The organism is Gemmiger formicilis (genome assembly GCF_024462815.1).
In the GTDB taxonomy this organism is placed as follows: Bacteria; Bacillota; Clostridia; order Oscillospirales; family Ruminococcaceae; genus Gemmiger.
Genome location: NZ_JANGCG010000002.1, coordinates 73,195 through 99,618 on the forward strand (window position 1 = coordinate 73,195; position 26,424 = coordinate 99,618).

Annotated in this window: 27 protein-coding genes; 7 read left to right on the forward strand and 20 right to left on the reverse strand. The window is 60.3% G+C overall.

Translation table 11 applies throughout. From position 1 onward, the window contains the following. Window positions 1-7: 7 nt before the first annotated feature. Both NE623_RS02785 and NE623_RS02790 read right to left on the reverse strand, forming a co-directional pair. On the reverse strand, window positions 8-274 hold the full coding sequence (locus NE623_RS02785; RefSeq protein WP_370866671.1) for an ROK family protein: 267 nt from the start codon (window positions 272-274) through the stop codon (window positions 8-10). A gap of 63 nt (window positions 275-337) precedes the next feature. Continuing rightward, on the reverse strand, window positions 338-1,150 hold the full coding sequence (locus NE623_RS02790) for a polysaccharide deacetylase family protein (RefSeq protein ID WP_256271775.1): 813 nt from the start codon (window positions 1,148-1,150) through the stop codon (window positions 338-340). Window positions 1,151-1,262: 112 nt separating this feature from the next. On the opposite strand from NE623_RS02790, the gene NE623_RS02795 reads away from it, so the two are divergent. Further along, window positions 1,263-1,691 carry a hypothetical protein gene (locus NE623_RS02795; protein WP_256271774.1) on the forward strand — a complete coding sequence of 143 codons (429 nt, stop codon included), beginning with the start codon at window positions 1,263-1,265 and terminating at the stop codon, window positions 1,689-1,691. Window positions 1,692-1,805: 114 nt separating this feature from the next. Here NE623_RS02795 and NE623_RS02800 read toward each other — a convergent pair whose 3' ends face one another. Continuing rightward, entirely contained in the window at window positions 1,806-3,281 is a 1,476-nt protein-coding gene (locus NE623_RS02800) for a TrkH family potassium uptake protein (protein WP_256271773.1), read from the reverse strand. Between the two features lie 10 nt (window positions 3,282-3,291). Then, entirely contained in the window at window positions 3,292-4,656 is a 1,365-nt protein-coding gene (gene trkA / locus NE623_RS02805; protein ID WP_256271772.1) for a Trk system potassium transporter TrkA, read from the reverse strand. A 263-nt stretch (window positions 4,657-4,919) separates the two neighbouring features. Between trkA and rpsF the strand changes: the two genes are divergently transcribed. From rpsF to rpsR, 3 genes are read left to right on the forward strand one after another with little or no spacing between them, the layout of a single operon-like run. Beyond that, complete coding sequence (gene rpsF / locus NE623_RS02810; RefSeq protein ID WP_078785370.1) at window positions 4,920-5,204, forward strand: 30S ribosomal protein S6; 285 nt, start codon at window positions 4,920-4,922, stop codon at window positions 5,202-5,204. Window positions 5,205-5,215: 11 nt separating this feature from the next. Continuing rightward, on the forward strand, window positions 5,216-5,692 hold the full coding sequence (locus NE623_RS02815; RefSeq protein ID WP_256271771.1) for a single-stranded DNA-binding protein: 477 nt from the start codon (window positions 5,216-5,218) through the stop codon (window positions 5,690-5,692). 36 nt (window positions 5,693-5,728) lie between these two features. Next, window positions 5,729-5,971: a 30S ribosomal protein S18 gene (gene rpsR, locus NE623_RS02820; RefSeq protein WP_040917474.1), complete on the forward strand. Its 243-nt coding sequence runs from the start codon at window positions 5,729-5,731 to the stop codon at window positions 5,969-5,971. Between the two features lie 245 nt (window positions 5,972-6,216). Here the strand turns inward: rpsR and NE623_RS02825 are convergent, their stop codons facing one another. The 3 genes from NE623_RS02825 to NE623_RS02835 form a co-directional block, all read right to left on the reverse strand. Next, entirely contained in the window at window positions 6,217-7,848 is a 1,632-nt protein-coding gene (locus NE623_RS02825) for a protein kinase domain-containing protein (RefSeq protein WP_256271770.1), read from the reverse strand. 123 nt (window positions 7,849-7,971) lie between these two features. Further along, window positions 7,972-8,709: a YebC/PmpR family DNA-binding transcriptional regulator gene (locus tag NE623_RS02830; RefSeq protein ID WP_256271769.1), complete on the reverse strand. Its 738-nt coding sequence runs from the start codon at window positions 8,707-8,709 to the stop codon at window positions 7,972-7,974. A gap of 99 nt (window positions 8,710-8,808) precedes the next feature. After that, the gene (locus NE623_RS02835) at window positions 8,809-10,176 is read right to left on the reverse strand and encodes an RsmF rRNA methyltransferase first C-terminal domain-containing protein (protein WP_256271768.1); all 1,368 of its coding nucleotides are present in this window, start codon (window positions 10,174-10,176) and stop codon (window positions 8,809-8,811) included. Window positions 10,177-10,275: 99 nt separating this feature from the next. Between NE623_RS02835 and NE623_RS02840 the strand changes: the two genes are divergently transcribed. After that, window positions 10,276-10,416, forward strand: a complete 141-nt coding sequence (locus NE623_RS02840) for a hypothetical protein (RefSeq protein ID WP_256271767.1) — start codon at window positions 10,276-10,278, stop codon at window positions 10,414-10,416. Window positions 10,417-10,527: 111 nt separating this feature from the next. Here the strand turns inward: NE623_RS02840 and NE623_RS02845 are convergent, their stop codons facing one another. From NE623_RS02845 to NE623_RS02880, 8 genes are all read right to left on the reverse strand, one after another. Beyond that, the gene (locus NE623_RS02845) at window positions 10,528-10,920 is read right to left on the reverse strand and encodes a Mini-ribonuclease 3 (protein WP_256271765.1); all 393 of its coding nucleotides are present in this window, start codon (window positions 10,918-10,920) and stop codon (window positions 10,528-10,530) included. A 14-nt stretch (window positions 10,921-10,934) separates the two neighbouring features. Next, window positions 10,935-12,218 carry a GTPase ObgE gene (obgE, locus tag NE623_RS02850; RefSeq protein WP_256271764.1) on the reverse strand — a complete coding sequence of 428 codons (1,284 nt, stop codon included), beginning with the start codon at window positions 12,216-12,218 and terminating at the stop codon, window positions 10,935-10,937. A 64-nt stretch (window positions 12,219-12,282) separates the two neighbouring features. After that, a complete protein-coding gene (gene rpmA / locus NE623_RS02855) occupies window positions 12,283-12,534 on the reverse strand; it encodes a 50S ribosomal protein L27 (protein WP_007047068.1) in 252 nt (83 codons plus the stop codon). 14 nt (window positions 12,535-12,548) lie between these two features. After that, window positions 12,549-12,860 (reverse strand): 50S ribosomal protein L21, encoded by a 312-nt coding sequence (rplU, locus tag NE623_RS02860; RefSeq protein ID WP_078785378.1) that lies wholly within the window; start codon window positions 12,858-12,860, stop codon window positions 12,549-12,551. A gap of 163 nt (window positions 12,861-13,023) precedes the next feature. Next, entirely contained in the window at window positions 13,024-13,884 is an 861-nt protein-coding gene (gene folD, locus NE623_RS02865) for a bifunctional methylenetetrahydrofolate dehydrogenase/methenyltetrahydrofolate cyclohydrolase FolD (protein ID WP_256271763.1), read from the reverse strand. A gap of 36 nt (window positions 13,885-13,920) precedes the next feature. Beyond that, on the reverse strand, window positions 13,921-14,961 hold the full coding sequence (lgt, locus tag NE623_RS02870; protein ID WP_256271762.1) for a prolipoprotein diacylglyceryl transferase: 1,041 nt from the start codon (window positions 14,959-14,961) through the stop codon (window positions 13,921-13,923). 17 nt (window positions 14,962-14,978) lie between these two features. Continuing rightward, a complete protein-coding gene (gene yfmH, locus NE623_RS02875) occupies window positions 14,979-16,277 on the reverse strand; it encodes an EF-P 5-aminopentanol modification-associated protein YfmH (RefSeq protein WP_256271761.1) in 1,299 nt (432 codons plus the stop codon). After that, window positions 16,267-17,568 (reverse strand): M16 family metallopeptidase, encoded by a 1,302-nt coding sequence (locus NE623_RS02880; RefSeq protein ID WP_256271760.1) that lies wholly within the window; start codon window positions 17,566-17,568, stop codon window positions 16,267-16,269. Before NE623_RS02880 ends, yfmH begins: the two co-directional genes overlap by 11 nt. A gap of 264 nt (window positions 17,569-17,832) precedes the next feature. On the opposite strand from NE623_RS02880, the gene NE623_RS02885 reads away from it, so the two are divergent. Then, window positions 17,833-19,113 carry an amidohydrolase family protein gene (locus NE623_RS02885; RefSeq protein WP_256271759.1) on the forward strand — a complete coding sequence of 427 codons (1,281 nt, stop codon included), beginning with the start codon at window positions 17,833-17,835 and terminating at the stop codon, window positions 19,111-19,113. Between the two features lie 123 nt (window positions 19,114-19,236). Here NE623_RS02885 and NE623_RS02890 read toward each other — a convergent pair whose 3' ends face one another. The 5 genes from NE623_RS02890 to NE623_RS02910 form a co-directional block, all read right to left on the reverse strand. After that, entirely contained in the window at window positions 19,237-20,442 is a 1,206-nt protein-coding gene (locus NE623_RS02890; protein ID WP_256271758.1) for an aspartate kinase, read from the reverse strand. A gap of 24 nt (window positions 20,443-20,466) precedes the next feature. Continuing rightward, window positions 20,467-21,357, reverse strand: coding sequence for a homoserine kinase (gene thrB / locus NE623_RS02895; RefSeq protein ID WP_256271757.1), 891 nt, complete (start codon window positions 21,355-21,357; stop codon window positions 20,467-20,469). Between the two features lie 15 nt (window positions 21,358-21,372). Next, complete coding sequence (locus tag NE623_RS02900) at window positions 21,373-22,602, reverse strand: homoserine dehydrogenase (protein WP_256271756.1); 1,230 nt, start codon at window positions 22,600-22,602, stop codon at window positions 21,373-21,375. 25 nt (window positions 22,603-22,627) lie between these two features. Beyond that, window positions 22,628-23,056, reverse strand: a complete 429-nt coding sequence (locus NE623_RS02905; protein ID WP_256271755.1) for an ACT domain-containing protein — start codon at window positions 23,054-23,056, stop codon at window positions 22,628-22,630. A gap of 270 nt (window positions 23,057-23,326) precedes the next feature. Beyond that, window positions 23,327-25,912 carry a transglycosylase domain-containing protein gene (locus tag NE623_RS02910; protein ID WP_256271754.1) on the reverse strand — a complete coding sequence of 862 codons (2,586 nt, stop codon included), beginning with the start codon at window positions 25,910-25,912 and terminating at the stop codon, window positions 23,327-23,329. 134 nt (window positions 25,913-26,046) lie between these two features. Here NE623_RS02910 and NE623_RS02915 point away from each other — a divergent pair, with 134 nt between their 5' ends. Beyond that, window positions 26,047-26,358, forward strand: a complete 312-nt coding sequence (locus tag NE623_RS02915; RefSeq protein WP_256271753.1) for a hypothetical protein — start codon at window positions 26,047-26,049, stop codon at window positions 26,356-26,358. Window positions 26,359-26,424: the final 66 nt, after the last annotated feature.

Here is a 26,424-nt window from a genome sequence, read left to right on the forward strand (position 1 = left end):
ACTGCCTTTACCCCTGCTGCGCTGCCTGCCCCTTGGCAAGCAGCGCAGCGCCAATCACACCGGCGCGGTAGCCCAGTGTGCAGGTGGTAATGCAGGTATGCTTCTTGGCGAACTCATGGCCGAACACCATCGGCTCCACGGCGGCACGCAGGGGCTTGAGGAGGTTCTCGCCCTGATTGGCCACGCCGCCGGACAGGCCAACCACCTCCGGGAAGAAAATGTTGATCATATTGGCAACGCCCACAGCAAGGTAATGCACATAGCTGTCCACCACCTCGCGGCCTGCGGCGTCCCCCTGCGCGGCGGCGTCAAAAGCCGTGCGTGTTCCGCGTATTTGTCAGCCGTTTTTCAGCGCGTCCATCTGGGCAACTGTACAGAAGGTGTAGCCGCCCTCGCGGAAGTAGCGGATTATATCCGGCAGTGCCTTCACGGTCTGGCCAGTGGCCCTTGTGTCATGCAGCAGCACCACGCAGATATCGTGGCCGTCCGCGTCGCGGCGGATGTTGCGCAGAATCTGCGCCGCATCGGGGTGGCTGGCGGTGGCGTCCTCGGCGCAGACGTTCCAGTCAATCCAGTGGTAGCCCTTTTCCTCGGCCTGTGCTTTCAAGGCCTTCATAATGCCGCTGCCGCCGTAGCGGTGGCTGACCGTGTTGGTGCTGCCGCCGGGAAAGCGCAGCCAGTCGATGCCTTCAACGTCCGCATACGGCTCCAAAGCCTGCCGCAGCGCCTTGATATCCTGCCAGAAGGCATCGGTGCTCGCGTAGATTTTGGAATATTGGTGGGTTGCGCTGTGCAGGGCAAGCTGATGCCCCGCCGCGGCAATATCCGCCACCAGCGGCAGATACGCCTCGTTGGCGTCCTGCGCACAGACAAAGAAGGTGGCTGGCACCTGCTCCCTGTCAAGAATTTCCAGAATGGGCTGTGTGTTTTTGCTCGGTCCATCGTCAAAGGTCAGGCAGACCATTCTGGGCAGCGCCGTCTCGCCGGTTGCCGCTGCGGCGGCAAAGCAATCGTTCGGCGTGTCTGTCTCGGCGTATTCCTTGTGGTAAAGGCCGTGGATAACCCCCGCCAGCACCGCCAGCAGCAGCGCCGCCGCCAGCGCGGACAGCAGCCGCCCGCTTCGTTCCTCCCGGTTTGCATTGCGCCGCATGGCAAGCCCCTCCTCTGTTATGGTCTGGTAAAGGGTATGCGGGCGCAGCGACAAATAGACATGGGCAGCAGCGCATGGTATAATAGAGAAAACGCTGTGGGAGGCTCGCCGCATGAAGCTGAAAATTACCAAATCCGACAAGAAGGCGCTGCTGGCGGCGCTGGCCGTCTGCGGGATCGGCATACTGTTTTCCATCCTTATTGTGCTAGGGGTGGACATTTACCGCAAGCATACCTACACCAGCGTGATTTTGCCGGACGCCTACCGCATTACCGATATGAAAGCGAAGGAGCACACTTCCTACTCTGTCAATGGGGACAACACCGATTACGTCTACATCATCACGGTCAAATATGAGATCGACGGCACCAGCTACACGGACACACTGCAAATTTTGCAGGGCACCCATTTCGCCACCGAGCTGCACGCGCGCTATCTGGCCGACAACGCCCCGGAAGAAGTGCTGGGCAATTTGTATTATTCCGAGAAAGACCCATCCCATATTGGGCGGTATGGGAACGATTCGCTATTCGTAGAGTAAGTAACAAAACGCGGGAAACTGCCCTTTTACCAGCAGTCTCCCGCATTTTTCTTTATTTGTTTGGAGTTCTTTTCGGTTCCTTTTCTTGCAAGAAAAGGAACAAAACTCTCGTACTTATTTTGCTCTTGCCTCGTGCATCGCGTTGATGCGCTTGCGCCACAGGCGCGGGGCAAACAGTGTCAGCATCGGGTAAAGCTCCAAGCGGCCTGCCAGCATATCAAAGGCCAGCAGCAGCTTGACCGGGGCGGAAAATTCCGCAAAGCTGCCCATCGGGCCGACCAGCTCCAGACCGGGGCCGACATTGTTCAGGCAGGTCGCGACCGCTGTAAAGGTCGTGACCATATCAAAGCCGTCCAGTGATACCAGCAGCACCGACAGCGTGAGCATCAGCATATAAATGTTGAAGTAGTTGTGCACACCCCGCAGCGTCTTTTCCTCCAGCGGCTTGCCCTCAAACCGGACCGTGGTGACGGCGTGGCTGTGCAGCATCTTGTTCAGATCCTGCCGCGCTGCCTTGAAGAAGATGATAACGCGGGAGACCTTCAACCCGCCCGCCGTTGAGCTGGCGCAGGCACCGATAAAGGTCAGAATAACCAGCACAATGCGGGAATAGGTCGGCCAGAGGTTGAAGTCCGCCGTGGCGTAGCCGGTGGTTGTGACAATGGACGACACCTGAAAGAACGCCGTGCGCAGTGCCGTGCCCACATTGTCATACAGGCTTGCAATGTTGGCCGTGATGGTCAGCGTGGAGAACGCGACAATGCCCAGATAGACGTGCAGCTCCTCGGAGGCAAAGGCCTCCTTGAAATGACGCAGCAACAGGAAATAGTACAGGTTGAAGTTGACGCCGAACAGCAGCATAAACACGCCGATGACGATTTCAAAATAGGGGTCGTTGTAGGCACCCACGCTCAGCGCCTTGTTGCTGAAGCCGCCGGTGCCCGCCGTGCCGAAGGAATGAATCAGCGAGTCAAATAGCGGCATACCGCCCGCACAGAGCAGCACGGTTTCCAGTACCGTCATGGCGAGGTAAATAGCGTACAGAATCTTCGCACTGTCGCTCAATTTGCTCGAGATCTTGCCGCAGGTCGGGCCGGGCACCTCGGCGCGCATCAGGTGCATGGCGCGGCCGTCCGTCATGGGCAGCACCGCCATCGCAAAAACAAGAACGCCCATGCCGCCGATCCAGTGGGAAAAGCTGCGCCAGAACAGGATGCCGTGGCTCAGCGCCTCAACATCGGTCAAAATTGTGGAGCCGGTGGTTGTAAAGCCGGACACTGTTTCAAAAAAGGCGTCCACAAAGGACGGAATCTCGCCGGAAATCACAAAAGGCAGCGCGCCGAAAATCGACATCAGCACCCAGACCAGCGCCACGATGGCCAGACCGTCGCGGGCGTAGATGCGCGTATTTTTGGGTGTGCGCAGACTGGTCACAAGGCCCAGCACCAGCAGTATCAGGGCGGGCCACAGGAAGCAGAGCACAACGCTCCACTCGCCGTAAATTGCAGAGCAGACCATCGGTAAGAGCATCAGCGCCGCCTCAATCAGGAAGATGCGCCCCAGCACAAACCCTACCATTTTATAATTCATGCCGCCGCCCTCACTTTACAATGTCACGCAGCGCGTGCAGCGTCGTGTCGGTGGTGACAATGACCACATCGTCCCCCTCCTGCAGGGCGTCATTGCCGGAGGGAATGACCGTCTGGCCGCTGCGGCGCACGATGCCTGCCACCAGCAGACCCTTGCGCAGCGTCAGATCCTTGAGCGGCACACCGATGAAGGGCAGGCCCGGGGCCACATTGAACTCCAGTGCCTCGACCCGGCCGCCCACAAGGCGGTGCAGCGTCTTGATATTCTCGGACTCAAAGCTGTTCTGCATGGCGCGGACATACATGGCGATGGCCTCGGACGTGACCGATGCCGTGGAGACCACACTGTCCACCATGCCCTTGGCCGTAGCCAGCTCCGCAAAGGAATTGCGGTTGATTTTAGCCACCACCTTGCAGGAGTTCAGCTGGGAGGCATACATGGCAAGGATGATATTCGTCTCATCCAGACCGGTCAGGGCCACAAAGGCGTCCATCTCGGTGATGCGCTCCTCGCTCAGCAGCTCGGCGTCTGCGCCGTCGCCGTGGATGACCAGCACGCCGGGGAATTTCTCGCTCATTTCCTGGCAGCGGGCCGGATTGTTGTCAATGACGGTGACCCGCTTCTGGATGTCCTGCAGCTCCTTGACCAGATAGTAGGCCATCCGGCTGGCGCCGACAATCATAACGTTGTTTGCCTTCGCTTTAAAAAGGTTCAGCTTGCGGAAGAAGGCCTCCAGATCGCGGGCGGACGCTGTCAGGTAGACCTTGTCCCCTGCCTGCAGTGTAAACGCACCGGTGGGGATAATCGTCTCACTGCCGCGGGCCACAGCGCAAATCAGAATCTTGACGCGGATGTTGCGGTACAAATCCGCCAGCTGCAGGCCCACCAGCGGGTTATCTTCGGCCAGGCGGTACTCAATCAGCTCAAAGCGCTGGCGGCAGAACTGCTCACGCTTGATGGCTGTGGGAAAGCGCAGCACGCGGGCAATCTCACGCGCCGTGGCCTTCTCTGGGTTGACAACCATCGAGAGCCCCAGCTCGTCCCGCATGAAGCGCAGCTGCTTTTCATATTCCGGGTTGCGGATACGCGCAATCGTGTGCTGCGTGCCCAGCTTTTTGGCCACCAGACAGGCCAGGATGTTGCTTTCATCGCTGGAGGTGGTGGCAATCAGCAGGTCTGCGCCATCCTCAAAGGCCTCCTTCTGGACGTCATAGCAGCCGCCGTTGCCGGGCACGCCGCGCACATCATAGATGTTGACAATGTCCTCAATCAGGTCAGGGTTCTGGTCGATGACCACAATATCATTGTTTTCCGCCGTAAGCTGGGCGGTCAGGGCACGGCCGACTTTGCCGAGGCCGATGACCACGATTCTCATACGAACGCTCCGTTTCTCTTTTGCAAGACTTGTGCATTATTAAGCTCATTATAACAAAGCGGGCAGAAAAAGCAATAGGACATTTTCACAGATTGTCCAGATTTTTAACAAAAAAATCCGCAATTTTGTGCCGTACAGGGCCGGTTTTGCTGTTGACAAGCCGCGAAATCCTTGTTATAATTAGATGCTGTGTGAAATCACACAGTTTCCTTGCCCTTTGCTTAGGGCAGAGGGCCATAAGTCCAAAAGGAGGTGCACAGAATATGGCTAAGTACGAAACCATGATGGTTACCACCGCGAACCTCGACGAAGAGGCTTCCAACGCTCTGATCAACAAGTTCAAGAACCTGATCGCAGCGAATGGTACGATCGATTCTGTTGATGATTGGGGCAAGAAGCGTCTTGCTTACCCCATCAACGATGAGACCGAGGGTGTGTACACGGTGATCAGCTTCACCAGCGAGCCCGATTTCCCGGCTGAGCTGGACCGCGTTTTCAAGATCACTGAGGGCGTTCTTCGCAGCATGACTCTTGCTGTTGAGGAGTAAGGAGTAAACCAATGCTGAATGTTGTTGCTATTATGGGCCGCCTTGCCGCGGACCCGCAGCTTCGCCAGACCACGACCGGCAAAAACGTTGCCTCGTTCCGCATCGCTTGCGACCGCGGACGCCGCGACGCCAACGGCCAGAGTCAGGCTGACTGGCTGGATGTTGTTGCCTGGGATCGCACGGCAGAGTTTGTCTGCAAGTATTTCCAGAAGGGTTCCCTGATTGCTGTGGACGGCCGTTTGCAGAGCCGCCAGTATCAGGATAAGAATGGCAACAACCGCACCGCGATTGAAATCGTGGCCAACAACGTCAACTTTGCTGCTCCCAAATCCGCAAACGCCGCACCGATGGGTGATGCCGGCTACGGCGCACCCGTGGCAGCCCCCGCTTCCCGCCCCGCTGTGCAGGCCAATCCTGCGCCGAGCTATTCTGCCGGCAGCAACGATGACTTTGCACTGATTGAGGATGAGGGCGACCTGCCGTTCTAAAATCGAAAGTATCATTCTAACAAGGAGGTTTCCACAATGGCTATGGATCGTTCTTCTCGTCCGATGCATCGTGGCCGCAAGAAGGTTTGCTCCTTCTGCGTTGACCGCGTCGAGCACATTGATTACAAGGATCTGCCCCGCCTGCGCAAGTACGTGAGCGAGCGCGCTAAGATCATTCCCCGCCGTGTGACCGGTACCTGCGCTTTCCATCAGCGTGAGCTGACGGTTGCCATCAAGCGTGCCCGCTACATGGCTCTGATGCCCTACGTCAGCGACTAATTCGCCGCGTTGGCATTGCCAAAATGCACTGAAAAAGAGCAGTTCTTCACGAACTGCTCTTTTTTTGTTTCTTACACCGCAAACGGGAAGAGCCCCTCAGGCCTCGCAGGCTCGGCCAGCTCCCCGCATGGCGGGGAGCCTTTCTGACGGCGGCCTTTGGCCGCCTCAAAAAGCCTCCTCACGCAGTGGGGAGGTGGTCGAGCGAAGCGATGACCGGAGGGGCTTTTCCCACCTGCCGCTATCACTCACGCTTCCGGCTGCGGGGTCGGTTCGGGTGTACTCTCCCCCGCATTCCCCGTCTGGGCCACCAGCGTATCGTCACGAGGGCCAGCAATCCACACTGTAACTGCTGTTCCTTTCTGTATTTTAGTACCCGCAACCACGCTTGTTTTTACAACACACCCTTCTGCAACAGTCCCATCATTATCTTCTATAAGTGGTTGAGAATACACAATCCCCAATGCATCCAGCTGTTTTTTTGCCTGACTCCATATTGGGTTACCTGTCACTATGTCGGGCATCTCCACAAGATTCGGGCCGCTGCTGACCACAATCTGGAGTATCTGATCCTCCATCAGCTTTTCAGAGCCCGCCGACGGATCCTGACTGATGACAATCCCCTGCTCCACCGTGTCGGAGTTCTGCTCGGTCATCACAATGCGGTAGCCGTCATAGGCGGTGTTGCCCTTGATGTCGGTGGCGTAGCGCAGCCCCACAAGGTTGGGCACCGTCTCGCCCTGCGTGCTCTGCTCTGCCGGTGTGGGCTGCGGCGTAGCGGCGGGCTGCGCATCGCTCTTGCTGCCGCCGAGCAGGCTCCACAGCAGCAGCACAACCAGCACAAAGATAACCACCAGCGAAACGCCCATAATCTTGCGGGTGCTGATTTGGTTATCGCCGCGCTCAAACATGGCGTTCGCCACATTGGGGTCGGTCAGGGCACTCATCAGCTCGGGCACGGTCTGCATACGCTTGGCCGGGTCCAGCCGCAGCGCGCAGGCCAGCACCTGGGAAAACCACGTAGGCACGCCCGCTTCCAGGCTGTGGGCGGACTCCATGCTGTCCCGCACCTTGCGCTGGGGCGCGGCCACCGGCGTCTGCCCGGTGACCATCCTGTAGCAGACCGCGGCCAGCGCGTACACATCGGTGTAGCGGCCGCTGAATTCTGCGGCGGAATACTGCTCCGGCGCGGCATAGCCGGGATAGAGCTGGCTTTTCAGCTCGCTGCCGCCGGTGCGCAGGGCCAGCGTGCCATAGCCGGTCAGCCGGGCCGTGCCGTCAATGGGCAGCAGAATATTGTCCGGGCAGATGCCGCGGTGAATCAGGCCGGATTTGTGCAGCAAGGCCACGCCCTCCATAATGGGCTGCAGCAGGGTGCGGGCCTCGGCGGGGGTCAGCGTGCGGCTACGCAGATGGAGATAGTGGGACAGGGTCATCCCCTTCTCGCTCTCCTCCACGGCGTAAACCGTGTTGTTTTCCTCGATAACGTCCAGAATCGTGGACAGGCCGGTGGCCGGGGTCAGGCTGTGCAAATCATCGTACAGGTCCTTGAAATCCATGCGGCTGGTCTTGAACAGGACCTCCTTGTCCTCCTTGGGCATCAGCGCGCCGGAGGCACTGCGGCCATTGCAGAGTGTGACCGGGAAATATTCCTTGATGAGGACAAACCGCTTCTCGGCGTTCAGCACGCCGCGGTAGGCCAGACCGTCACCGTCGGCGCTCAGGTAGGCACCCACGGTGTACTTGTCGCCCAGCTGTGTGCCGAAGGGCAGCGCGCCTTCCGGGTTGCGGTTTTCCAGCGAGCGCCCGCAGTGGGGGCACTCGCCGTGATAGCCGTCCTCCAACGGCTGCAGGCAGTGCGGGCAAAGGAGTTTTGGCATAGTAACGCTCCTTTTTCATTAAAAACTTGCTTGTAGGGGGCGGGTATGCCCGGCCCCTACCGTTCCGTTGTACAAAAAAAGAGAGCAAAAGTCACCCTTTACTCTCTTTTTACATTCTGTGGTTTAGCGGTCGAGGTCTTCCTCGTTCTCCAGGGTGTGCCAGGCGTTCTGGACATCGTCATCATCGTCCAGCGCATCCAGCAGCTTGCCCATCTGAACCAGCTGGTCAGGGTCGGTCAGCGTGGTGGTGGTGGAAGGCACCTGTGCCACATCGGCAGAGATGAACTTGTAGCCCTTCTTCTCCAGTGCATCGCAGACAGCGGTGAAGTTCTCAGGGCTGGTGGTGACCTCGGCGGCATCTTCGCCGGCATCGAAATCATCCGCACCGGCGTCCAGCGCGTCCATCATCAGCTCATCGGGATCCTTGTCCTCCAAATCGACAACGATAACGCCCTTCTGGGTGAACATAAAGCCGACGCAGCCCATCTGGCCCAGATTGCCGCCGAACTTATCAAAGTAGTGGCGCATATTGGCCGCGGTACGGTTGCGGTTGTCGGTGAGGGTCTCGACCATAACGGCGATGCCGCCGGGGCCGTAGCCCTCGTAGGTTATTGCCTCATACTCCGTCTTATCGCCGCCCTCGGCGCGCTTGATGATGCGCTGAATGTTATCGTTGGGCACGCTGTTGGCCTTGGCCTTGGCAATCAGGGCCGCCAGCTTGGAGTTGGAAGCGGGGTTGCCGCCACCCTCCTTAACGGCCACGGCAATTTCGCGGCCAATCTTGGTGAAAACCTTGGCGCGGGCGCCGTCGGTCTTTTCCTTTTTACGCTTGATATTGTTCCATTTGCTATGTCCGGACATGGAAAAATCCCCCTAATTTGTATTCACACAGGCAACGGCGTTGCAGCCGATAATTACCAGTGAGATATTATACCACAACAGGGCGTGCTTTTCAAGTGTCTATTGCAGATTGCGCAGGCCCTTCGGGTAATGATTTTTGATGCGCCCGCCGCTGACCTTGCCGCAACCCAGCGGGAAGCCGTCCACCAGCACAGCGCACCAGCCGTTCTGCGCGGTGGCGGCGTCAATTTCCTCCCCGCGCAGCCACGCGGCCGTGCGCGGGTCATGCAGGGTCAGCTCCTCACGGTTTGTGCACTGGGTGCCGTAGGCCATAAACAGCGCGTGGGCGGGCTGAAACCGCTTTTTAACCACACTGCCCGCCAGCGCGCCGCCGCGCACCACGCGCAGCTTACCGGTGTTCAGCGTCTCGCTGCCCGGCGCGGGCAGCAGCAGCCACTCCCCCGCCCCGGCCAGCGGACAGGCCGCCAATGCCGGGAAATACGCCTTGGCAAAATCCAGCCATTCGGCCGGGGCCTTCAGCGCCTTGGCGGGCTTGGCCTTGCGCGGTGTGGGCGTATCGGCATCCGCCGCCTTCTGCAGCTTGGCCATAAAATGCCCCTCGCCGCCGTCGGCAGGCCAGATACGGCGGCAGTATTCCGCGGGAAAATCCGCCGGGGCACGGTTTTCCTCGCCCGGGCGGCCAAAGCCGCAGCCGGACAGGTCACAGAGGGTAAACTCCGGATGCTTTGCGAGGAAGGCGGCCATCTGACCCTCGTCCTCCGCCGGGGCGAAGGTGCAGGTGGAGTAGACCAGCACACCGCCCGGAGCCAGCAGCGTCGCGGCGTTTTCGAGAATTTCCGCACCCAGCTCTGCGCAGTGGGCCACCAGCGCATCGCTGTGCTGGGCGGCCGCCACGGCCTCCTTGCGGAACATCCCTTCGCCGGAGCAGGGCGCGTCCACCAGCACCCGGTCAAACTGCCCGGGCAGCGCCGCCGCCAGACGGGCCGTGTCCTCGTTGGTGACGATGGCGTTTGTCACGCCCATACGCTCCAGATTCTGGCGCAGAATCTCGGCGCGGGCCGCAACAAATTCATTGGCCAGCAGCAGTCCCTGCCCCTGCAGGGCCGCGGCCAGTTGGCTGGTCTTGCCGCCCGGCGCGGCGCACAGGTCGGCCACCCGCATACCGGGGCGCACATCGAGCAGCGCTGCCGGGGCGGAGGCGCTGGGCTCCTGCGCATACAGCACGCCTGCATGGTGCCATGCGTGGCGTCCCGGGCGGAAATCCGGCGCAGTGGTAAAGGCAGAAGCGCAAAAGCTGGACGGCTCTGCGGCAAAATCAACATGCTGTGCAAACCATTCCGGCGTGCAGCGCAGTGTATTCACCGTCACACCACGGGCAGGCTGCGGCGTGGCATAGGCATACAGCTCCTCAAACCGTGCGCCCAGCAGTGCCTGCTCCCGCGCCGTAAAATCCTTTGGAAATTCCAAAACAGTCCCCCTGCATAAAAAAGCCATGGGCGGGCAAACTACCTGTGCAGCCAGAAAGGCTGCAAATCGCTTTTTACTTGCGAAAGGAGCTTACCACCTATGGCAAAGAATCAGACAAACAATTCGACCAACCGCACGACCAATCGCACCACGGACAGCGCCCGCAATACAACCAACCGTACCCAGCAGAAAACCACAAACCGCACCACCAACACCACCGACAGCAAGAACTACAAGTGATATCTGCCGCACCCTGAATGGGTGCGGTACATAAGGCCGCGGGCGGATATGGAATTCGCCCCTACCCTATCCGGGGTCTGGCAGGTGGATTCTGTATCCGCCCGCACCTATTTATTCCGGCTTGTACCCAGCCCACAGGGCCTCGAACAGCTCTTCAATGCGGTCATTCCGGCCCTGCAGATAGAGCCATCCCAGCAGGCACTCAAAGCCGGTGGAGGCGCGGTACTCCTGCACGGTGGCGTGCTTGGCCACCGTGGCCTTGCTGGCATTTTTGCCGCGGCGCAGCACGGCGGCCTCGGCCTCGGTCAGCATCGGCTCCAGAATTTCCAGCTCCCGGTTCTGCGCGTGGGCGCTGACATAATGCGTGGCCACCGTGTGCAGGCGGTTGGGCTGCAGCCGGGTTGTACCCACAAGGCGGGCGCGCACCAGCAGCTCCAGCACGGCATCGCCCACAAAAGCCAGCGCCAGCGGCGACATTTCGTGAATGTCGACTTCGGATTTCATTTCAAACAGCATACTTAATACAGATAATCGAACTCATATTCGCCGATTTTGATGGTGTCCTCTTCCTCAACGCCCTGCGCGACCAGCTCATCCAGAATACCGGAATCACCCAGCTGCGTCTGGAAATACTGCAGGCTCTCGTAGTCCTCGACGTTGGTGCCGGCCAGAATACGCTCCAGCCACGGTGCATCCACCGTAAACTCGTGGTCTCCGGTGCGCTCCACCGTGAAGGGACGGGTGGGCTGGGCGTTCTTGTCGGGGCGCTTGTACTCAGCCTCATAGACCTTGACCGGGGGCAGGTCCTTCAGGCGGTTGTAGACCAGTGCGGGCAGACCGTCCACGCCCTGCCGCGTTGCCGCGGAGATGGGCAGGAAGGTCAGGCCCTTGGCTTCGATATAACTCTTGAACTCCTCGACCTGCTCCGGGGTGGCAATGTCGCACTTGTTGCCCAGCACAATCTGCGGGCGGTCGGCCAGCTCGGCGCTGAAGCCTGCCAGCTCATGGTTAATCTGCTCAAAATCAGCCTTGGGGTCACGGCCTTCGCAGCCGGAGACATCCACCACGTGCAGCAGCAGACGGCAGCGCTCGACATGGCGCAGGAAGTCATGGCCCAGACCCACGCCCTCGGCGGCACCCTCAATCAGGCCGGGAATGTCGGCGCAGACAAAGCTCTGCTCCGGGCCGACACGGACGACGCCCAGCACCGGGGTCAGCGTGGTGAAGTGGTAGTTGGCAATCTTGGGCCGCGCCGCGGAAATAATGCTGATAAGCGTGGACTTGCCCACGTTGGGGAAGCCAATCAGGCCAACATCCGCAATGACCTTCAGCTCCAGCTTGAGGTGCATATCCTCGCCGGGCAGGCCGGGCTTAGCAAACTTGGGAATCTGGCGGGTCGGGGTGGCAAAATGGCTGTTGCCCCAGCCACCGCGGCCACCCTTAGCCACAACCACCGGCTCGGAGCCGGTCAGGTCGGCCACAACCAGATCGGTCTCGGCCTCCTTCAGAACCGTGCCGCGGGGCACGCGGATGACAAGGTCATCGCCGTCCGCACCACTCATACGCTTGGCACGGCCATTTTCGCCGTCGGGCGCGGTGTACTTGCGCTTGTAGCGAAAGTCCATCAGGGTGGACAGGTTATCGTCCGCCACAAAGATAATATCGCCGCCGCGGCCGCCGTCGCCGCCGTCCGGGCCGCCCGCCGCCACGAATTTTTCGCGGTGGAACGTCACCGCGCCGTCGCCGCCCTTGCCGGCGTGCAGCCAGATCGTGGCGGTATCAATAAAGTTACTGGTTGCCATTGTGTACCTCTCTGATAACTACAAAAAACGAGCGAGCCGCGAAGGCCCGCCCGTACCGGTTTTTTTACTGCTTGACCGTGCAGCGCTTGCGGTCACGGCCCATGCGCTCGAAGTGAACGCGGCCATCGACCAGAGCGAACAGGGTGTCATCGCTGCCGATGCCAACGCCCTCACCCGGATGGATGTGGGTGCCGCGCTGACGGACCAGGATGTTGCCGGCCAGAACGAACTGACCGTCGCCGCGCTTGACGCCGAGGCGCTTGGACTCGGAATCACGGCCGTTCTTGGTAGAACCTACGCCTTTTTTATGTGCCATTGTGATTTACCTCCTTAGCCGTTGATCGCGGTGATTTCCACCTTGGTGTAGGGCTGACGATGACCCTTGCGGACCATGCTGCCCTTCTTGGGACGATAGGTCAGGATGTTGAGCTTCTTGCCCTTGCCGGTCTTGACGACCTTGGCAACAACGGAAGCGCCCTCAACAACGGGAGCGCCAACCTTGACAGAGCCCTCCTCGCCAACGGCGAGAACCTGATCGAAGGTGACTTCGGAGTTGTCCTCAGCGTTCAGCTTCTCGACGTAAACAACGTCGCCAACCTTAACGCTGTACTGCTTGCCACCGGTTTTGATAACTGCGTACATGTGATAACCTCTTTCAATAAGTCTCGCTGGTCTGCAGGGCGGTGTACCTACAAAAGCACACACTTTCAGAGCCCATACCATGCGGCTCTAGTATCATACCATACCACGCCGCAGCTTGTCAAGGGGTTTTCGGGCGTGGTTAGGTTAAAATTTTTCTGCTTCTTCAGATTGTCGCGCCATTCTGGCGGGCGGCGGCCTCCACCGTGTTCAGCATCAGCATGGCACGGGTCATCGGGCCGACACCGCCGGGAACCGGGGTGATGAAGGCAGCCTTTTCGGCAGCCTCAGTAAAATTCACATCACCGTGCAGCTTGCCATCCGCGCCGCGGTTGATGCCCACGTCAATGACCACTGCGCCGGGCTTGACCATATCGCCGGTCACAAAGCCCTCGCGGCCCACAGCGGCCACCAGAATATCGGCAGCAGCGCAGACCTCCTTGAGGTTCTTTGTCTTGGAGTGGCAGATGGTGACGGTGGCGTTCTTCGCCAGCAGCAGCAGCGCTGCTGGCTTGCCCACGATGTTGGAACGGCCGATGACCACTGCATTCTTGCCCGCAATTTCGGTGCCGGTGGACTCAATCATCCGGATGCAGCCCGCCGGGGTGCAGGGCAGATAGCAGGGCTCACCAATCTGCATACGGCCCACGTTGATGGGCGAGAAGCCGTCCACGTCCTTTTCCGGCGGGATGGCGTCAATCACGGCCTTCTCGTCAATCTGCGCGGGCAGCGGCAGCTGCACCAGAATCCCGTGCACAGCATGGTCCTCCGCCATCTTCTTCACCTCGGCCAGCAGGGCGTCCTGCGTGGTGTCGGCGGGCAGGTTGATGGAACGGCTCTCAATGCCGCACTGGGCGCAGTCGTTGATTTTGCCGCGCACATAGACCTGACTGGCGGGGTTCTCGCCCACCAGAATCACGGCCAGACAGGGGTTGATGCCCTGCGCCTTGAGCTGCTCGACCTTTTCCGCGGCCTCAGCCTTTGTAGCTGCTGCCAGTGCCTTGCCGTCAATGATGGTTGCTGCCATAGTAATCCCTCTTTTCTGTATTTGCTCCGCATGCGCTCAGTCAGTCTTCGGTTCCTCAATCTCTTCAATTTCCACTGCGTTCAAATCCAGCGCGGCCAGACGGTCATTCATGGCGTCGGTTGCCTTGACAAATTCCGCGTGGGGCGCGTTGGCGGGCAGGGTGTCCGGCGCGAAGCGTTCCCCTGCCTCGGCCTGCTTTTTGATGTCCTTCACGGCCAGCGTGACCATCAGTTGCTTGCCCTTGGTGCTGCGCAGGCCGATGACCATCAACACCGCGGCCACGATGACAGAGCCTATGGCCACCAGCTGGCTGGCGCGCAGGCCGGTGCTGCCAATCAGCAGCGAGTCGGTGCGCAGGCCCTCAATCCACGCACGGCCCAGGCCGTACCAGATGATGTAGCTCAAGAAAATCTGGCCGTTGAAGCGCCGTTTTTTGTAAAACGCTGCCAGCACCAGAAAGCCCAGCAGGCACCAGATGCTCTCATACAAAAAGGTCGGGTGCACCGGGGCTGTGGGATCCACCGTCATACCCGCGGGCAGCGTGACCTGCACCGATTTGAGGTAGGCCTCGGTGCCCTCGCTGTACATACCCCACGGAAGCGTGGTGTTGGTGCCGAAGGCCTCCTGATTGACAAAGTTGCCCCAGCGGCCGATGCCCTGCCCGATGAGAAAGCTCAGCGAGACCAAATCAAACAGCGGCAGCAGCGGTACCTTGCGCCATTTGGCAGCCAGCCCGCCGAACACAAACGCGCCGATGACTGCGCCGTAGATGGCAATGCCGCCCTTGCGGATGTCAATCATTTCCCAGACGCTCTGATACTCAAACGGTGCCATAGCCACGTAGTAAATGCGGGCGCAGACGATGGCCATGACCGTGCCGATGGCCACAACGTCCACCAGCCGGTCAGAGTCAATGCCGTAGTCCACGGCGTTGCGGAAAGCGTAGAGCATCGCCAGCAGCATACCCGCTGCAATGATAACGCCGTACCAATAAATGTTGAACCCACCGATGGCCAGCGCCACGCGGTTCACGGTCAAATCAAGCCCCAGACCGGGAAATTGTACATGATATACCATTTTCTACTTACCCCTCGTTATTTTTCTGACGGGTCAATCTGCACGTAGGCGCGGTTTTCCTCCCGCAGGGCCGTGCGCATCAGGGCGTTGGCGTCCTCCACAGTCAGCTCGGCCAGCGCGGCAATCTCGTCCGCCAGCGTGCGGCCCTTCAGGCAGGCAGCTGCGGCCTCCTCGGCGGCATCGTCCACGGCCTCCACATCGCCCAGCAGCTCGCCGTACATCTGGTTTTTCACCAGCATAAAAACCTCCGGGTCCACGCCCTCGCGGCGCATCCGTTCAATCTCCTCCTGCAGCAGCTCCACAACCTGACGCGGGGTGTCGCTCTCGCCGGTGAAGGCCACCGCGCAGGCGCCGCGCACGGCGATGAAATCGCCGGAAAATTCCGGGTTGACCAGCGCTTCATCGTAGAGACGGCGGTAGAGCTTCGTCAGACCGCCCACAACCAGATCGCCCAGCATATCCAGCAGCAGCTCACGCTTGAGGTCGCCCTCGGCCAGCGGCTCCTCGCGGTAGGCCACGCCGAAGCACGGCTTTGTGACCGGCATCGTGAAGAAGGCCTCCTTGTGGGGCAGCGGGCCGGTCTGGGCCGGAACGTCCCACTCGACCTCATGCGGGGCGCGGGCGCGGTAGAGACCGTTGCGCTTGCAGGCGTCCACGGCCTGGTCCAGCGTAATCCGGCCTGCCACGCTCAGCACCATATTGGAGGGTGCATAGAACGCCTTGGTGCAGCTGTACAGCAGCTGGGGCGTCAGCTCAGCAATGCTGTCCACCGTGCCGGCAATGTCATCCCGCAGGGGGTGGTCGGCGTACAGGCAGCGGAACAGCGCGTTGAGCAGCCGCCAGTCGGGGCTGTCATCGTACATCTTGATTTCCTGCCCGATAATGCCCTGCTCCTTGGCAATCGTAGCCTTGGTGAACCACGGCTTGCCCACCATGCCCAGCAGAATATCGAGATTTTCGTCAATCTTCTGCGTGGCCGAGAAGAGGTAGCAGGTGCGGTCATAGCTGGTAAACGCATTGGCCGAAGCGCCGGTCTTTGCGTAGAAGGTAAAGGAATCACCCTTGGGCGTCTCGCACATTTTGTGTTCGAGGAAATGCGCCGTGCCTGCGGGCAGTGTAATCTGCTTGCCGTCCAGCGTGAAGGCGCGGTGAATGGAGCCAAATCCCGTGGCGTAGATGGCGTGGACACTGCTGTAGCCCGGCATCGTACGGCAGAGTACGGTCAGGCCGCTGGGCAGCACAACGCTCTCACAGCTGACGGCTGCGGCAGCGCAGGCTTGGGCGGCGGCAAAGCTCTCATGGTCGTTATTCAACATCTTCGCTGCCTCCCTTCCCCTGCGTGCCCGGCTCGGCGGTCACGGCGTAGCATACCGAATAGCTGTAGCTCTGCAGCGTCTGGCGCACCTCGTCCAGCGTCACGGCGCTGGTCAGCACCTTGCCGTACTCGGGCGGATAGAGCGGCTCGCCGCGGGTAATCTGGCCGTAGTACCAGTTTTCCAGCGCGGCCAGACTGTCGCCCAGCGCGTCCATGCTGGACAGCAGACCGCGGCGGCAGTCATCCACTTCTTCCTGCGTGATGGGGCCGTTCTTCAGCCCCTCCAGCTCGGCCAGAATGGCGGCCTCCGCCTGCTGCTCCTTGCCCGGCTCAACGCCGGAGTCAATCATCATCACGCCGGTGGCCCGCTGGGCGGCAGAGCCGCAGTAGTAGCACAGGGACTGTTTTTCCCGCACGTTGCGGAACAGACGACTGGTGGCAGAGCCACCCAGCACACTCATGGCTACGCGCAGGATGCTGACGCTGGGCGGGTTGGGGTGCTCCTCCCCGGTGGTGAACAGCATACAGAGCTTGGCCTGCGTCAGGCCGGGGATTTCCTCCTTAAAATGGCGCAGCGGGGTGGCCGGCATGGCCACCGGCGCGGCAAAGGGATGCGGGTCGCGGCGGATGCCGTCCAGCTTTTTCAGCAGCATCTCGGCCACGCGGGCCTCGTCCACGCCCTGCACCATCACATCAATCGATGCGGTGGAGAGGATGCGGTCATACTCGGCCTTCAGGCTCTGGGGCGTCACGTTGACCAGCTCGCCGGGGTAGCCGCCCAGCTCGATGCCCGCCGGGGCATCGCCGTAGAACTTGCGGCGTGCCTGCCGCACACAGTAGAGCCGCTTGGAGTTGAACTCCGCTTCCAGACGGCGGGCCTGCGTCTCGGTCTCGATGCGCACGGCCTCCGGGTCAAACGCGCCATCCACAAGGTAGGGGTCAAAAATCGTACCAAAGACAATGTCCGCGTAGGCATCGGTCAGGTTCTCCCCCGCCAGCGCGTAGGCGTCCTTGATGCCGCAGATGTCGGCGGAGAGCACGCGGTCGGTGCCTGCGCTGGCAAGGTCCACCCCGAGGTCTGCGCCGTAGAGCTCCGCCAGACGGCGGGAAAGGGCGGTCATATCCGGGCAGGCCGCGTAGCCGCGCTCAAGCACCAGCGCCAGCACCGCGGCATCCGTGGCAGACTCCCGCCGGGCGGGAAACCGCAGATGCAGCGTAATGCGGCAGCGGTTGAATTTAGAAGCGTCCAGTGTGGTAATGCAGACACCGGGCGCGAGTTGTTTCCGTTCCAAATCATTATTCCTTTCAAATATCAATAGATATTGGTATTATACCGCTTTAACGACATAAAGTAAACAAAAAACTTGCAACAGATGCTATATATTGTTTATAATAGAGATTATGAAAGCCCGATTTGTAGGGCGGCCAGCCCTCTGGCCGCCGCGGGGTGAGGGCACCCCGCCCTACACCCCCATGAAAAGGGGTATCCACCGTACACTTGCGGGCCGGGCATGCCCGGCCCCTACAAAGCAATTTTATATAGAGAGGTCATTTCTATGGATTGTTTCGCCCTGAAAGGCACTTTTATAGACACCCCCACCCCGGATGCCCTGCGCGTGCGGGAGGGGTATATGCTGTGTGAAAACGGCCTGTGCGCCGGCTTCACCGAGGCCGCCCCCGCCGGGGTGGAGATTCTGGACTATACCGGCAAGCTCATCACGCCGGGTCTGGTGGATTTGCATCTGCACGCGCCGCAGTACAGCTACTGCGGCACCGCGATGGATTTAGAGCTGCTTGACTGGCTGCAGCAGTACACCTACCCCGAGGAGGCCCATTACGCTGACCCCGCCTATGCAAAGCTGGGCTACCAGTATTTTGTGCGGGATTTGAAAAACAGCGCCACCACGCGCGCCTGCATCTTTGCCACGCTGCACACCGATGCCACGCTGGAGCTGATGCACCAGCTGAAGGACGCCGGGCTTTCCGCCTTTGTGGGCAAGCTGGCCATGGACCGCAACAGCCCGGACAGCTACCGTGAGCCCAGCGCCGCCGCAGGGCTGGCCGAGACGCGCCGCTGGCTGGACGCCTGCAAGGCTGAGAACAGCCTGCACGCGGGCCCTGTGCGCCCGATGATTACCCCGCGCTTCACCCCCAGCACCGGGGACGAGTATATGGCCGGACTGGGTCAGCTGGCCGCCGAATACCACGTGCCCGCACAGAGCCACCTCTCCGAGAATCCGGGCGAGATTGCCTGGGTGGCCGAGCTGTGCCCCGGCACAAAGTTCTACGGCGAGAGCTACAGCCGGTACGGCCTGTTCGGCGGGGATGTGCCCACCGTGATGGCCCACTGCATCTACAGCCCCGACGACGAGGCCGCGCTGATGAAGACAAACCGCGTCATGATTGCCCACTGCCCCACCAGCAACGAGAACGTCATTGCCGGCATTGCCCCCGCCGCTAAATATCTGCGCGGCGGCTGGCGCATCGGTCTGGGCAGCGATGTGGCGGGCGGCCACACACTGGATTTGTTCACCGTGATGGCCACCGCCGTGCAGGTCAGCAAGCTGCGCTGGCGGTATGTGGACCAGAGCGAAAAGCCGCTGACCATGACCGAGGCGCTGTATATGGCAACGGTCGGCGGCGGTGACTTCTGGGCCGACTTCGGCGAGAAGGTCGGCCTGTTTGAGGACGGCTACACCTTTGACGCCCTTATGCTGGAGGATGCCGCCCTGGAAAATATGCGCAGCTTCACCCCCGCCGAGCGTCTGGAGCGCTATGCCTACCTTGGCAAGGGCACGCTGGCCGCTAAGTTTGCACAGGGACAAAAACTGCTGTAAGGCAAACGCCTGCCAACGGTACACCACCGGGCCGGGCGTGCCCGGCCCCTACAACCATATAAACCAAACGGCCCCCGTACACCATCGTGTGTACGGGGGCCAACCCATTTCCCTCTATAAAGCTCAGTTGATGAAGGCGTCATGGATGGCGGCCACAGCCTTGTCGGCGTCGGCCTCGTCAATGATGACGCTGATCTTGATTTCACTGGTGGAAATCATCTTGATGTTGATATTCTGGTTGAACAGCGCCTCGAACATCGTGGAGGCCACGCCGGAGTGGCTCTGCATACCGGCGCCCACGATGGAGATCTTGGCGCAGCCCTTGTCCACGGTGATGTCACCGCCGCCGATGCGGCTGGTGGCATTCTTCAGCGCGGAGACAGCGCTCTCAGCATCGCCCAGAGGGACGGTGAAGCTCATATCCTTCATACCGTCACGGCCGGTGGTCTGCAGAATGATATCCACGTTGATATTTTTCTGCGCCAGCAGGCTGAAAATCTTAAAGGACATACCCGGCACATCGGGAACATCCTTCACCGTCAGAACAGCAACGTCGGTGTCCTTTGCGACACCCTTGATGAGCATACCTTCCACTTTGGTCTCCTCCTTAACAATGGTGCCGGGCACCGGATTGATGCTGGAGATAACCTCCAGCTCGACATTGTACTTTTTGGCCAGCTCAACACTGCGGTTGTTCAGCACCTGCGCACCCAGAGAGGCCAGCTCCAGCATTTCATCGAAGGTGATTTCCTTCAGCTTGGTGGCCTTGGGAATCTTGCGCGGGTCAGCCGTGTAGACGCCCTCCACATCGGTGAAAATCTGGCAGCGGTCGGCGTGCAGGGCGGCGGCCAGTGCCACGGCGGAGGTATCGCTGCCGCCGCGGCCCAGCGTGGTGATATCGTCCGAACGGTTCAGCCCCTGGAAGCCTGCCACAACCACCACGCGGTTGCGGGCCAGCTCACTCTCGACACGCTCGGTGTCCAGCCGCTTGATGCGTGCCTTGGAGTAGGCGCGGTCGGTGTTGAAGCCGGCCTGCCAGCCCGTCAGGCTGATGGCGGAGACACCCAGCTCCTGCAGGGCCATCGTCAGCAGGGAAATCGAGATTTCCTCGCCCGCGGCCAGCAGCATATCCATCTCGCGGTGGGACGGATCGGATGTGATTTCCGCCGCCTTGGTAATCAGGTCATCGGTGGTGTCGCCCTGCGCTGAGACAACCACAACCACATCATTGCCTGCGTTGCGGGTGTTCATGACGATGCGCGCCACGTTGAAGATGCGGTCCCGGTCCTTGACCGAGGAGCCGCCGAATTTTTGTACAATCAAGCCCATCTGAATTACTCCCTCTCCCCTGTCTCAGCTTACCACTGCGCCGACATTGTCAGCCAGCAGACGATGCACGGTAAAATGCTGCAGCGGGCCCTGCGCTGCAAGGGCCGCCTCGGCGCGGGTAAAGAACTCGGTATCGTCCTTGTGCACCACGGCCATAATGGTCGGCCCTGCGCCCGAGATATACACGGCCTGCGCGCCCAGATCCTGCGCCAGTTCAAAGACCTCGTCGCCGCCCTCAATCAGCGGCAGGCGGTACTTCTGGTGCAGTACATCCTTGGTGGCCACGCCCAGCAGCGCATAGTTGCCCTCACAGAAGGCCGCCGTGGCCAGCGCGGCGCGGGACAGATTGTAGACCGCGTCCTTGTGACTGACCATATCCGGCAGGGCCGCACGGGCCTTGCTGGTCAGCAGGCGGAAATCCGGGACGAAGGCCGCAAAGGCCAGTTCGGGGTCAATGTCCTTTTTCACGCTGTAGACCTGACCCTCGTCAATCACGCTGGTGACAAAGCCGCCCAGCATGGCGGGGGCCACGTTGTCCGGGTGGCCCTCAATGGCGGTGGCCAGCGTCAGCATCTGGCGCTCGGTCAGCTTATCACCCAGCAGGGCGTTGGCGCCCATAATGCCCGCCACAATGCAGGCAGAGCTGGAGCCAAGGCCGCGGGCCATTGGGATATCGTTGCGCTGGGTGATGCGCAGCCCCTTCAGCGGGATGCCCAGCTGGTCATAGACCACGCGGGCGGAACGGTACACCAGATTGTTGCTGCCCGCCGGGACATGGGTGCCATCGACAGACGAAATCTGGATGCGGTCGGATTCCTCAAACGTAAAGACGTTGTGCATCGAGACCGCCAGCCCCAGAGAGTCAAAGCCCGCGCCTACGTTTGCACTGGTGGCCGGGACTGTCACTGTTACCATATGCCCTGCTCCCTCTTATTCTTCCAGTTTTTTCATGGCCAGCGCGACCTTGCCGCCCAGCACCTCAATTTTCTTGGTGATTTCTGCCACATCGGCAGCGGTGGCGGTGTCAATCAGGTAGGCAGCCTCGCCGTTCTCCTCAAAGACCACATGGCCTGCACCGGCCACGCTGGGCAGCAGTGCCGCCGCCACACCGGTCACGCGCAGATACCATTGGTAGCTGTTCTTGTCCTCAAGCTGGCCCTCCGGCTTCTCGGCGGGCTTCCAGAACAGAGAATCGTGAATCTTGACGCCCTCTTTCAGTGCGTCAATGACGTCAGCCACCACGGCGCTGGCGGTGGGCAGCTTGCCCGCGCCCTTGCCGTAAAAGACCACATCGCCCAGCATATCGCCCTTCATCAGCACAGCGTTGAACACATCGTCAACGCCCGCCAGCTGGTTCGCGTTGGAGACGAGCATCGGCTCCACACCGGCGGCCATCTGGCCGTTCTCGACCTCGTCATACCAGGCAATCAGCTTGATGGCGCTGTCCAGCTTTTCGGCGGCCTTGATGTCCGCCACGGTGATGTCGCGGATGCCGCGGGCCGGGATGTTGTCCGGGTAGACATGGTGCCCGCAGGCCAGACTGGCCAGAATGGCAATCTTGCGGCAGGCGTCACGGCCGTCCACATCGTCGCTGGGGTCCTTCGTCTCGGCGTAGCCCAGCTGCTGGGCAATCTTCAGCGCCTCGGCAAAGCCCATATTCTCCCGCTTCATCTTGGTCAGCATAAAGTTGGTGGTGCCGTTGACAATGCCGCGGATCTGGCTGATGTGGTTGGCGGCCAGACACTGGTGCATCGGGGTGATGATGGGCGTGCCGCCGCCGACGCTGGCCTCAAACAGGAAGGCTGCGTTGTGCGCCTTGGCAAGGGCCAGCAGCTCCGCGCCGTAGGTGGCGACCATCTCCTTGTTGGAGGTGCAGACGCTGCGGCCGCTTTCCAGACAGCGGCGCACATAAGGGTACGCGAATTTTGTGCCGCCGATAGTCTCGACCACAACCTTGATTTCCGGGTCGTTCAGGATGGTATCAATCGAGTTGGTGAACAGGGCGGCGTCCGGGGAATCGGAGAAATCCCGCACATCCAGAATATATTTGACCTCCACAGGCTCACCGACACGGCGGGCGATGGATGCCGCGTTGCGGCGGCAGACCTCCAGCACGCCGGAGCCGACTGTGCCGAAGCCCATAATTGCGATTTTAGCCATTGGAATTTTCCCTCTCTTACACTTCTTAAGCGCCGCGGTGAATCTCCACCACACAGGGCTGGTGGGACAAGCGGGTCAGCATCTCATCCACCGGCATCTGCATCGTGCCGGTGCGGACGGTGACCTCCACCTGCGCCGCACCGTTCTCCGGGCGGGACTGGGTGATGGTCACGATGGACGCGCCCGCCGCCGAAATGCCCGACAGCAGGCTTTGCAGCGCGCCGGTCTTATCCAGCAGTGTGGCCACCACCGTGATGGACTCGCGCCCATTCTCGGCGTCAAACACCGTATCCTTATATTTATAGAAGGCACTGCGCGAAATGCCCGCCTGCTTGGCGGCAGCGGAAATGTTGCTTACCGCACCGGATGCCAGCAGTTCCTTGGCCTGCAGCACCTTGACAAAAACCTCCGGCAGAACATCCGCATCTACCAGCAGAAAACGCCTCTCGGCCATTGTGTTTCCTCCTTGTGTACAAATGTTTCTCAACGTGTTCCATCATACCACGCCCTGGGGTGCGTTGCAAGCCTTTTCGGTCAGTTTTTGTGCAATTTGTCAGATTGCACAGCCCGCAACGGCCAAAAGTCGATATCTTTTGTCGGTGTACAGCTGTAGCTCACATAAAAACACCCCGCTGCGGTCCCTTCAGACCGTGGCGGGGTGTGACTGGTTATTGTGGGGTTTTGTGGGGAATCGGCAAGCCGGGAACGGCCGCATCGTAGGGGCTTATTCCGTGGGTGCTGCCTGTGCGGCGGCGGCTTCTGCGGCGGCCTGCGCCAAAGCGGCGTAGGGGTCCTCCTCGCTGGTGATATAGGTGCTGTCAGGGAGGTTATCCTCCGTGTAGTAGCCCACAGCACCGCCGCCGGAGACAATCGCGCCGGTGGAGGTGTCAAAGCGCTTCTCCACAACGTTCTCGCCCTTGGCGAACTCCTTGACCGGCAGGTCTGCCTGCAGATCCTCCATCAGGTACTTCCATGCGTACTGGATGGGCGAGCCGTTCCTGCCTGGCTTGCCCAGCTTGTCCATCTCGGTCGGGCGGTCACAGCCCCACCAGATAGCGGTTACATAGTAGGGGGTCAGACCGGCAAAGGTGTAGTCCTTGTAGTTGCTGGTAGTACCGGTCTTGGCCACAGAGTCCATCTCGCCGTCGGGGGCCTTGCCGTAAGCAGTACCCTTGCTGCTGTGCAGCACGTTCCGCAGCATACGGTTCATGATATACGCCGTGTCGGCGCTGATGGCCTGCGTGGTGTTGATATACTTGTTGTTGTCCAGAATCATATTGCCCTGGGAATCGGTGACCTCGGTGTAATAGTGGGGCGTGGTGAAGGTGCCGGTGTTGAACATTGTGTAAGCACCCGCCAGCTGTACCACAGTCAGGCCGCTGCTCTGGGAACCCAGCACCAGCGGGCCCAGATCCATATCGCTCTCGGCGCTGATATAGCTGCATTCCAGCGTATCATGCACAAAGTTGTACAGGTAATCGACGCCGACCAGATTGCCGACCCAGACAGCCACCGTGTTGTAGGACTGCTGCAGAGCATCGTAGACAAGCATCGTGTTGCCCTGACCGCCCGCACCGCCATAGTTGGTGGGCCATGCACGCCAGACATCACTGCGGGACTGCGCTGCCTGAGAGTGCGGGTCCATTTTGCCGATATACTCATCCTTCAAGACACGCTTGTCCTCTGCCGTGTAGTACGGAATATCCATCTGCGGGGAGGAGTAGGAAATCAGCTTGTAGTCCAGCGCCAGCGCATAGGCACCGATGGGCTTCATCGTAGAACCGGTCTGGTGGGGAGAGGTTGCGCGGTTGAAGCCCAGATCGTACTTTTTCTCGCCGATGCCGCCGCCGATGCCCAGAATGTTGCCGTCATAATCCAACACCGCCATAGCGGCCTGGGTGCGGACCTTCTCATATACACAAAGGTAGACGGTGGTATCATTGGGGTAGTCGGGGTCGGTGGATTTGCCGGTCTTGAGGGTTGTCCCCTCCTCGTCCTCATAGACAGGGATTGCCTCCTGCCCGTAGACGGCGTAGCCGTCCTTCGTGATGGGCAGGCCGGTGGCCTCGTCATACTGCACATCGTCCCAGCTGCTGGTGTCGGCGGGGTAATCGCGCAGGCAGACAGGCTCCTCGTGCCACAGGGCGGGAATGAGGTCATCCTCGTTGTACATCGTCTTTTCGACAGCCGCCTGCACGGTGGGGTCAACGGTGGAGTAGATGCGCAGACCGCCGGAGAAAATCAGCTCCTTGGCCTCTTCTGCGGTGTAGTTCAGGTCGGTCTGCAGCTGGTTCAGCAGCTCGGTGTAGAGGGCATCGGTAAACCAGGAGTTGCTGGAAGAACGGGTTGCGTTCTCGGTCGAAGCCGAGCTTTCCACCAGCGTGATGGTCTCCGCCTTGGCGGCGTTGTACTCCGCCTCGGTGACATAGCCCTGCGTGTACATCTCATACAGAACGTGGTTGCGGCGCGTGGTGAGCTGCTCCGGGTTGGTGGCCGGGTTGTACGCGGTGGGGTTCTTCGTGATGGAGGCCAGCGCGGCGCACTCCGCCAGCGTCAGATCCTCCACGTGCTTGCCGAAGTATTCCTGCGCGCCTGCCTCCATGCCGTGGACAATGCCGGTCAGCGGGATGGTGTTCAGGTACGCTTCCAGAATCGTTTCCTTGCTGTACTTGTTGTCCAGACCCAGTGCGCGGAAAATCTCACGCACCTTACGCATATTGTCCTGCTCATTATCGCCGGTCAGGTTCTTGATAAGCTGCTGTTCCAGCGTGGATGCACCGCGGTTGGTGCCCCAGATGCGGTTGCCGGTAAAGGCGTTGAGCGCTGCACCGATGGTGCCCTTGAGGTTGATGCCGGGCTCGGTGTAGAAGTTCTTGTCCTCAACGGCGATAACCGCGTGCTGCAGGTTTTCCGGCATGGCGGACAGGTCACGCCAGATGCGGTTCTCGTTGCGGGAGAGGGTCGCGTATTCATCAACGTTGATATCGTAGATGATGGACGTTTCCTTGTTTTTCTGGTTGTCCAGATCCAGCGTCTCGGCATCATCCGCCGTGACCTGCACGATGTACATGGACAGCAGCACGCCGCCCACGCTGGCCGCCATAATGCACAGGCAGAGCATACAGCCGATGAAGCTGAAAATCATACCGATAATGCTGCGGCGCTTTTTGGTTTTTTTCTTGGGTGCGGGGGCACCGGGCTGGCCGGTTGCGCCTGCGGTTGTCTTTACGCCCTCGGTTGAGATGTGGCGCTGCTGCTTGGGTTCTATGGGAACCGCCTCCTTTGGTCTGTATCGAAGCGTGTGTAACACGGAATTGCAGAATGCTATAGATTAGATTATAGCACAATTCGCCCCCAAAAGTACAGGGGCAGATGTAAAATTCACAACTTTCGGTGTTTTTGTCTGTACTGGCGGCCATACTAAGCGTGCAAGGGGGAAATATTATGCAAAACAGACAAATCGGGCCCCGCGGGGTGTATCTTTCACTGCTGGCTGCCGTGGCCGGGTTGTGCGTGGCCGCCGGGCTGTACTGGCTTATCCGCGGGCAGGACGCCCCTGCCCCGCCGCGCTACCTTTTAAAGGACAGCGGCGGCCATGTGGCGCTGTACACCGCCGAGGGCACCGGCCCGCTGGCCACCTACGAGGAGATTTACACCCGCCTCCTGCCGGAGAGCGACGTGCTGGCCCTGCAGCAGGGTGTTTTTGTCAGCGACGAGGCCGAGCTGCAGCGCCGGCTGGAGGATTATGGCCTGTAGCGCCGGGAGAAATGGCAATTCCCTTCCTCACAAATCTTGCGCCTGCCGCACTTTTATGCTATAGTA

Coding starts and splice junctions, on each gene's coding strand:
- trkA (WP_256271772.1), bottom strand. CDS start 4,656: ATGAGAATCGTGGTCATCGGCCTCGGCAAAGTCGGCCGTGCCCTGACC.
- thrB (WP_256271757.1), bottom strand. CDS start 21,357: ATGGTAACAGTGACAGTCCCGGCCACCAGTGCAAACGTAGGCGCGGGC.
- NE623_RS02830 (WP_256271769.1), bottom strand. CDS start 8,709: ATGTCCGGACATAGCAAATGGAACAATATCAAGCGTAAAAAGGAAAAG.
- yfmH (WP_256271761.1), bottom strand. CDS start 16,277: ATGTTGAATAACGACCATGAGAGCTTTGCCGCCGCCCAAGCCTGCGCT.
- NE623_RS02885 (WP_256271759.1), top strand. CDS start 17,833: ATGGATTGTTTCGCCCTGAAAGGCACTTTTATAGACACCCCCACCCCG.
- NE623_RS02845 (WP_256271765.1), bottom strand. CDS start 10,920: ATGAAATCCGAAGTCGACATTCACGAAATGTCGCCGCTGGCGCTGGCT.
- NE623_RS02825 (WP_256271770.1), bottom strand. CDS start 7,848: ATGCCAAAACTCCTTTGCCCGCACTGCCTGCAGCCGTTGGAGGACGGC.
- NE623_RS02915 (WP_256271753.1), top strand. CDS start 26,047: ATGCAAAACAGACAAATCGGGCCCCGCGGGGTGTATCTTTCACTGCTG.
- NE623_RS02815 (WP_256271771.1), top strand. CDS start 5,216: ATGCTGAATGTTGTTGCTATTATGGGCCGCCTTGCCGCGGACCCGCAG.
- NE623_RS02840 (WP_256271767.1), top strand. CDS start 10,276: ATGGCAAAGAATCAGACAAACAATTCGACCAACCGCACGACCAATCGC.
- folD (WP_256271763.1), bottom strand. CDS start 13,884: ATGGCAGCAACCATCATTGACGGCAAGGCACTGGCAGCAGCTACAAAG.
- NE623_RS02890 (WP_256271758.1), bottom strand. CDS start 20,442: ATGGGCTTGATTGTACAAAAATTCGGCGGCTCCTCGGTCAAGGACCGG.
- NE623_RS02900 (WP_256271756.1), bottom strand. CDS start 22,602: ATGGCTAAAATCGCAATTATGGGCTTCGGCACAGTCGGCTCCGGCGTG.
- NE623_RS02800 (WP_256271773.1), bottom strand. CDS start 3,281: ATGAATTATAAAATGGTAGGGTTTGTGCTGGGGCGCATCTTCCTGATT.
- NE623_RS02790 (WP_256271775.1), bottom strand. CDS start 1,150: ATGCGGCGCAATGCAAACCGGGAGGAACGAAGCGGGCGGCTGCTGTCC.
- rpmA (WP_007047068.1), bottom strand. CDS start 12,534: ATGGCACATAAAAAAGGCGTAGGTTCTACCAAGAACGGCCGTGATTCC.
- rplU (WP_078785378.1), bottom strand. CDS start 12,860: ATGTACGCAGTTATCAAAACCGGTGGCAAGCAGTACAGCGTTAAGGTT.
- lgt (WP_256271762.1), bottom strand. CDS start 14,961: ATGGTATATCATGTACAATTTCCCGGTCTGGGGCTTGATTTGACCGTG.
- rpsR (WP_040917474.1), top strand. CDS start 5,729: ATGGCTATGGATCGTTCTTCTCGTCCGATGCATCGTGGCCGCAAGAAG.
- NE623_RS02795 (WP_256271774.1), top strand. CDS start 1,263: ATGAAGCTGAAAATTACCAAATCCGACAAGAAGGCGCTGCTGGCGGCG.
- rpsF (WP_078785370.1), top strand. CDS start 4,920: ATGGCTAAGTACGAAACCATGATGGTTACCACCGCGAACCTCGACGAA.
- NE623_RS02905 (WP_256271755.1), bottom strand. CDS start 23,056: ATGGCCGAGAGGCGTTTTCTGCTGGTAGATGCGGATGTTCTGCCGGAG.
- obgE (WP_256271764.1), bottom strand. CDS start 12,218: ATGGCAACCAGTAACTTTATTGATACCGCCACGATCTGGCTGCACGCC.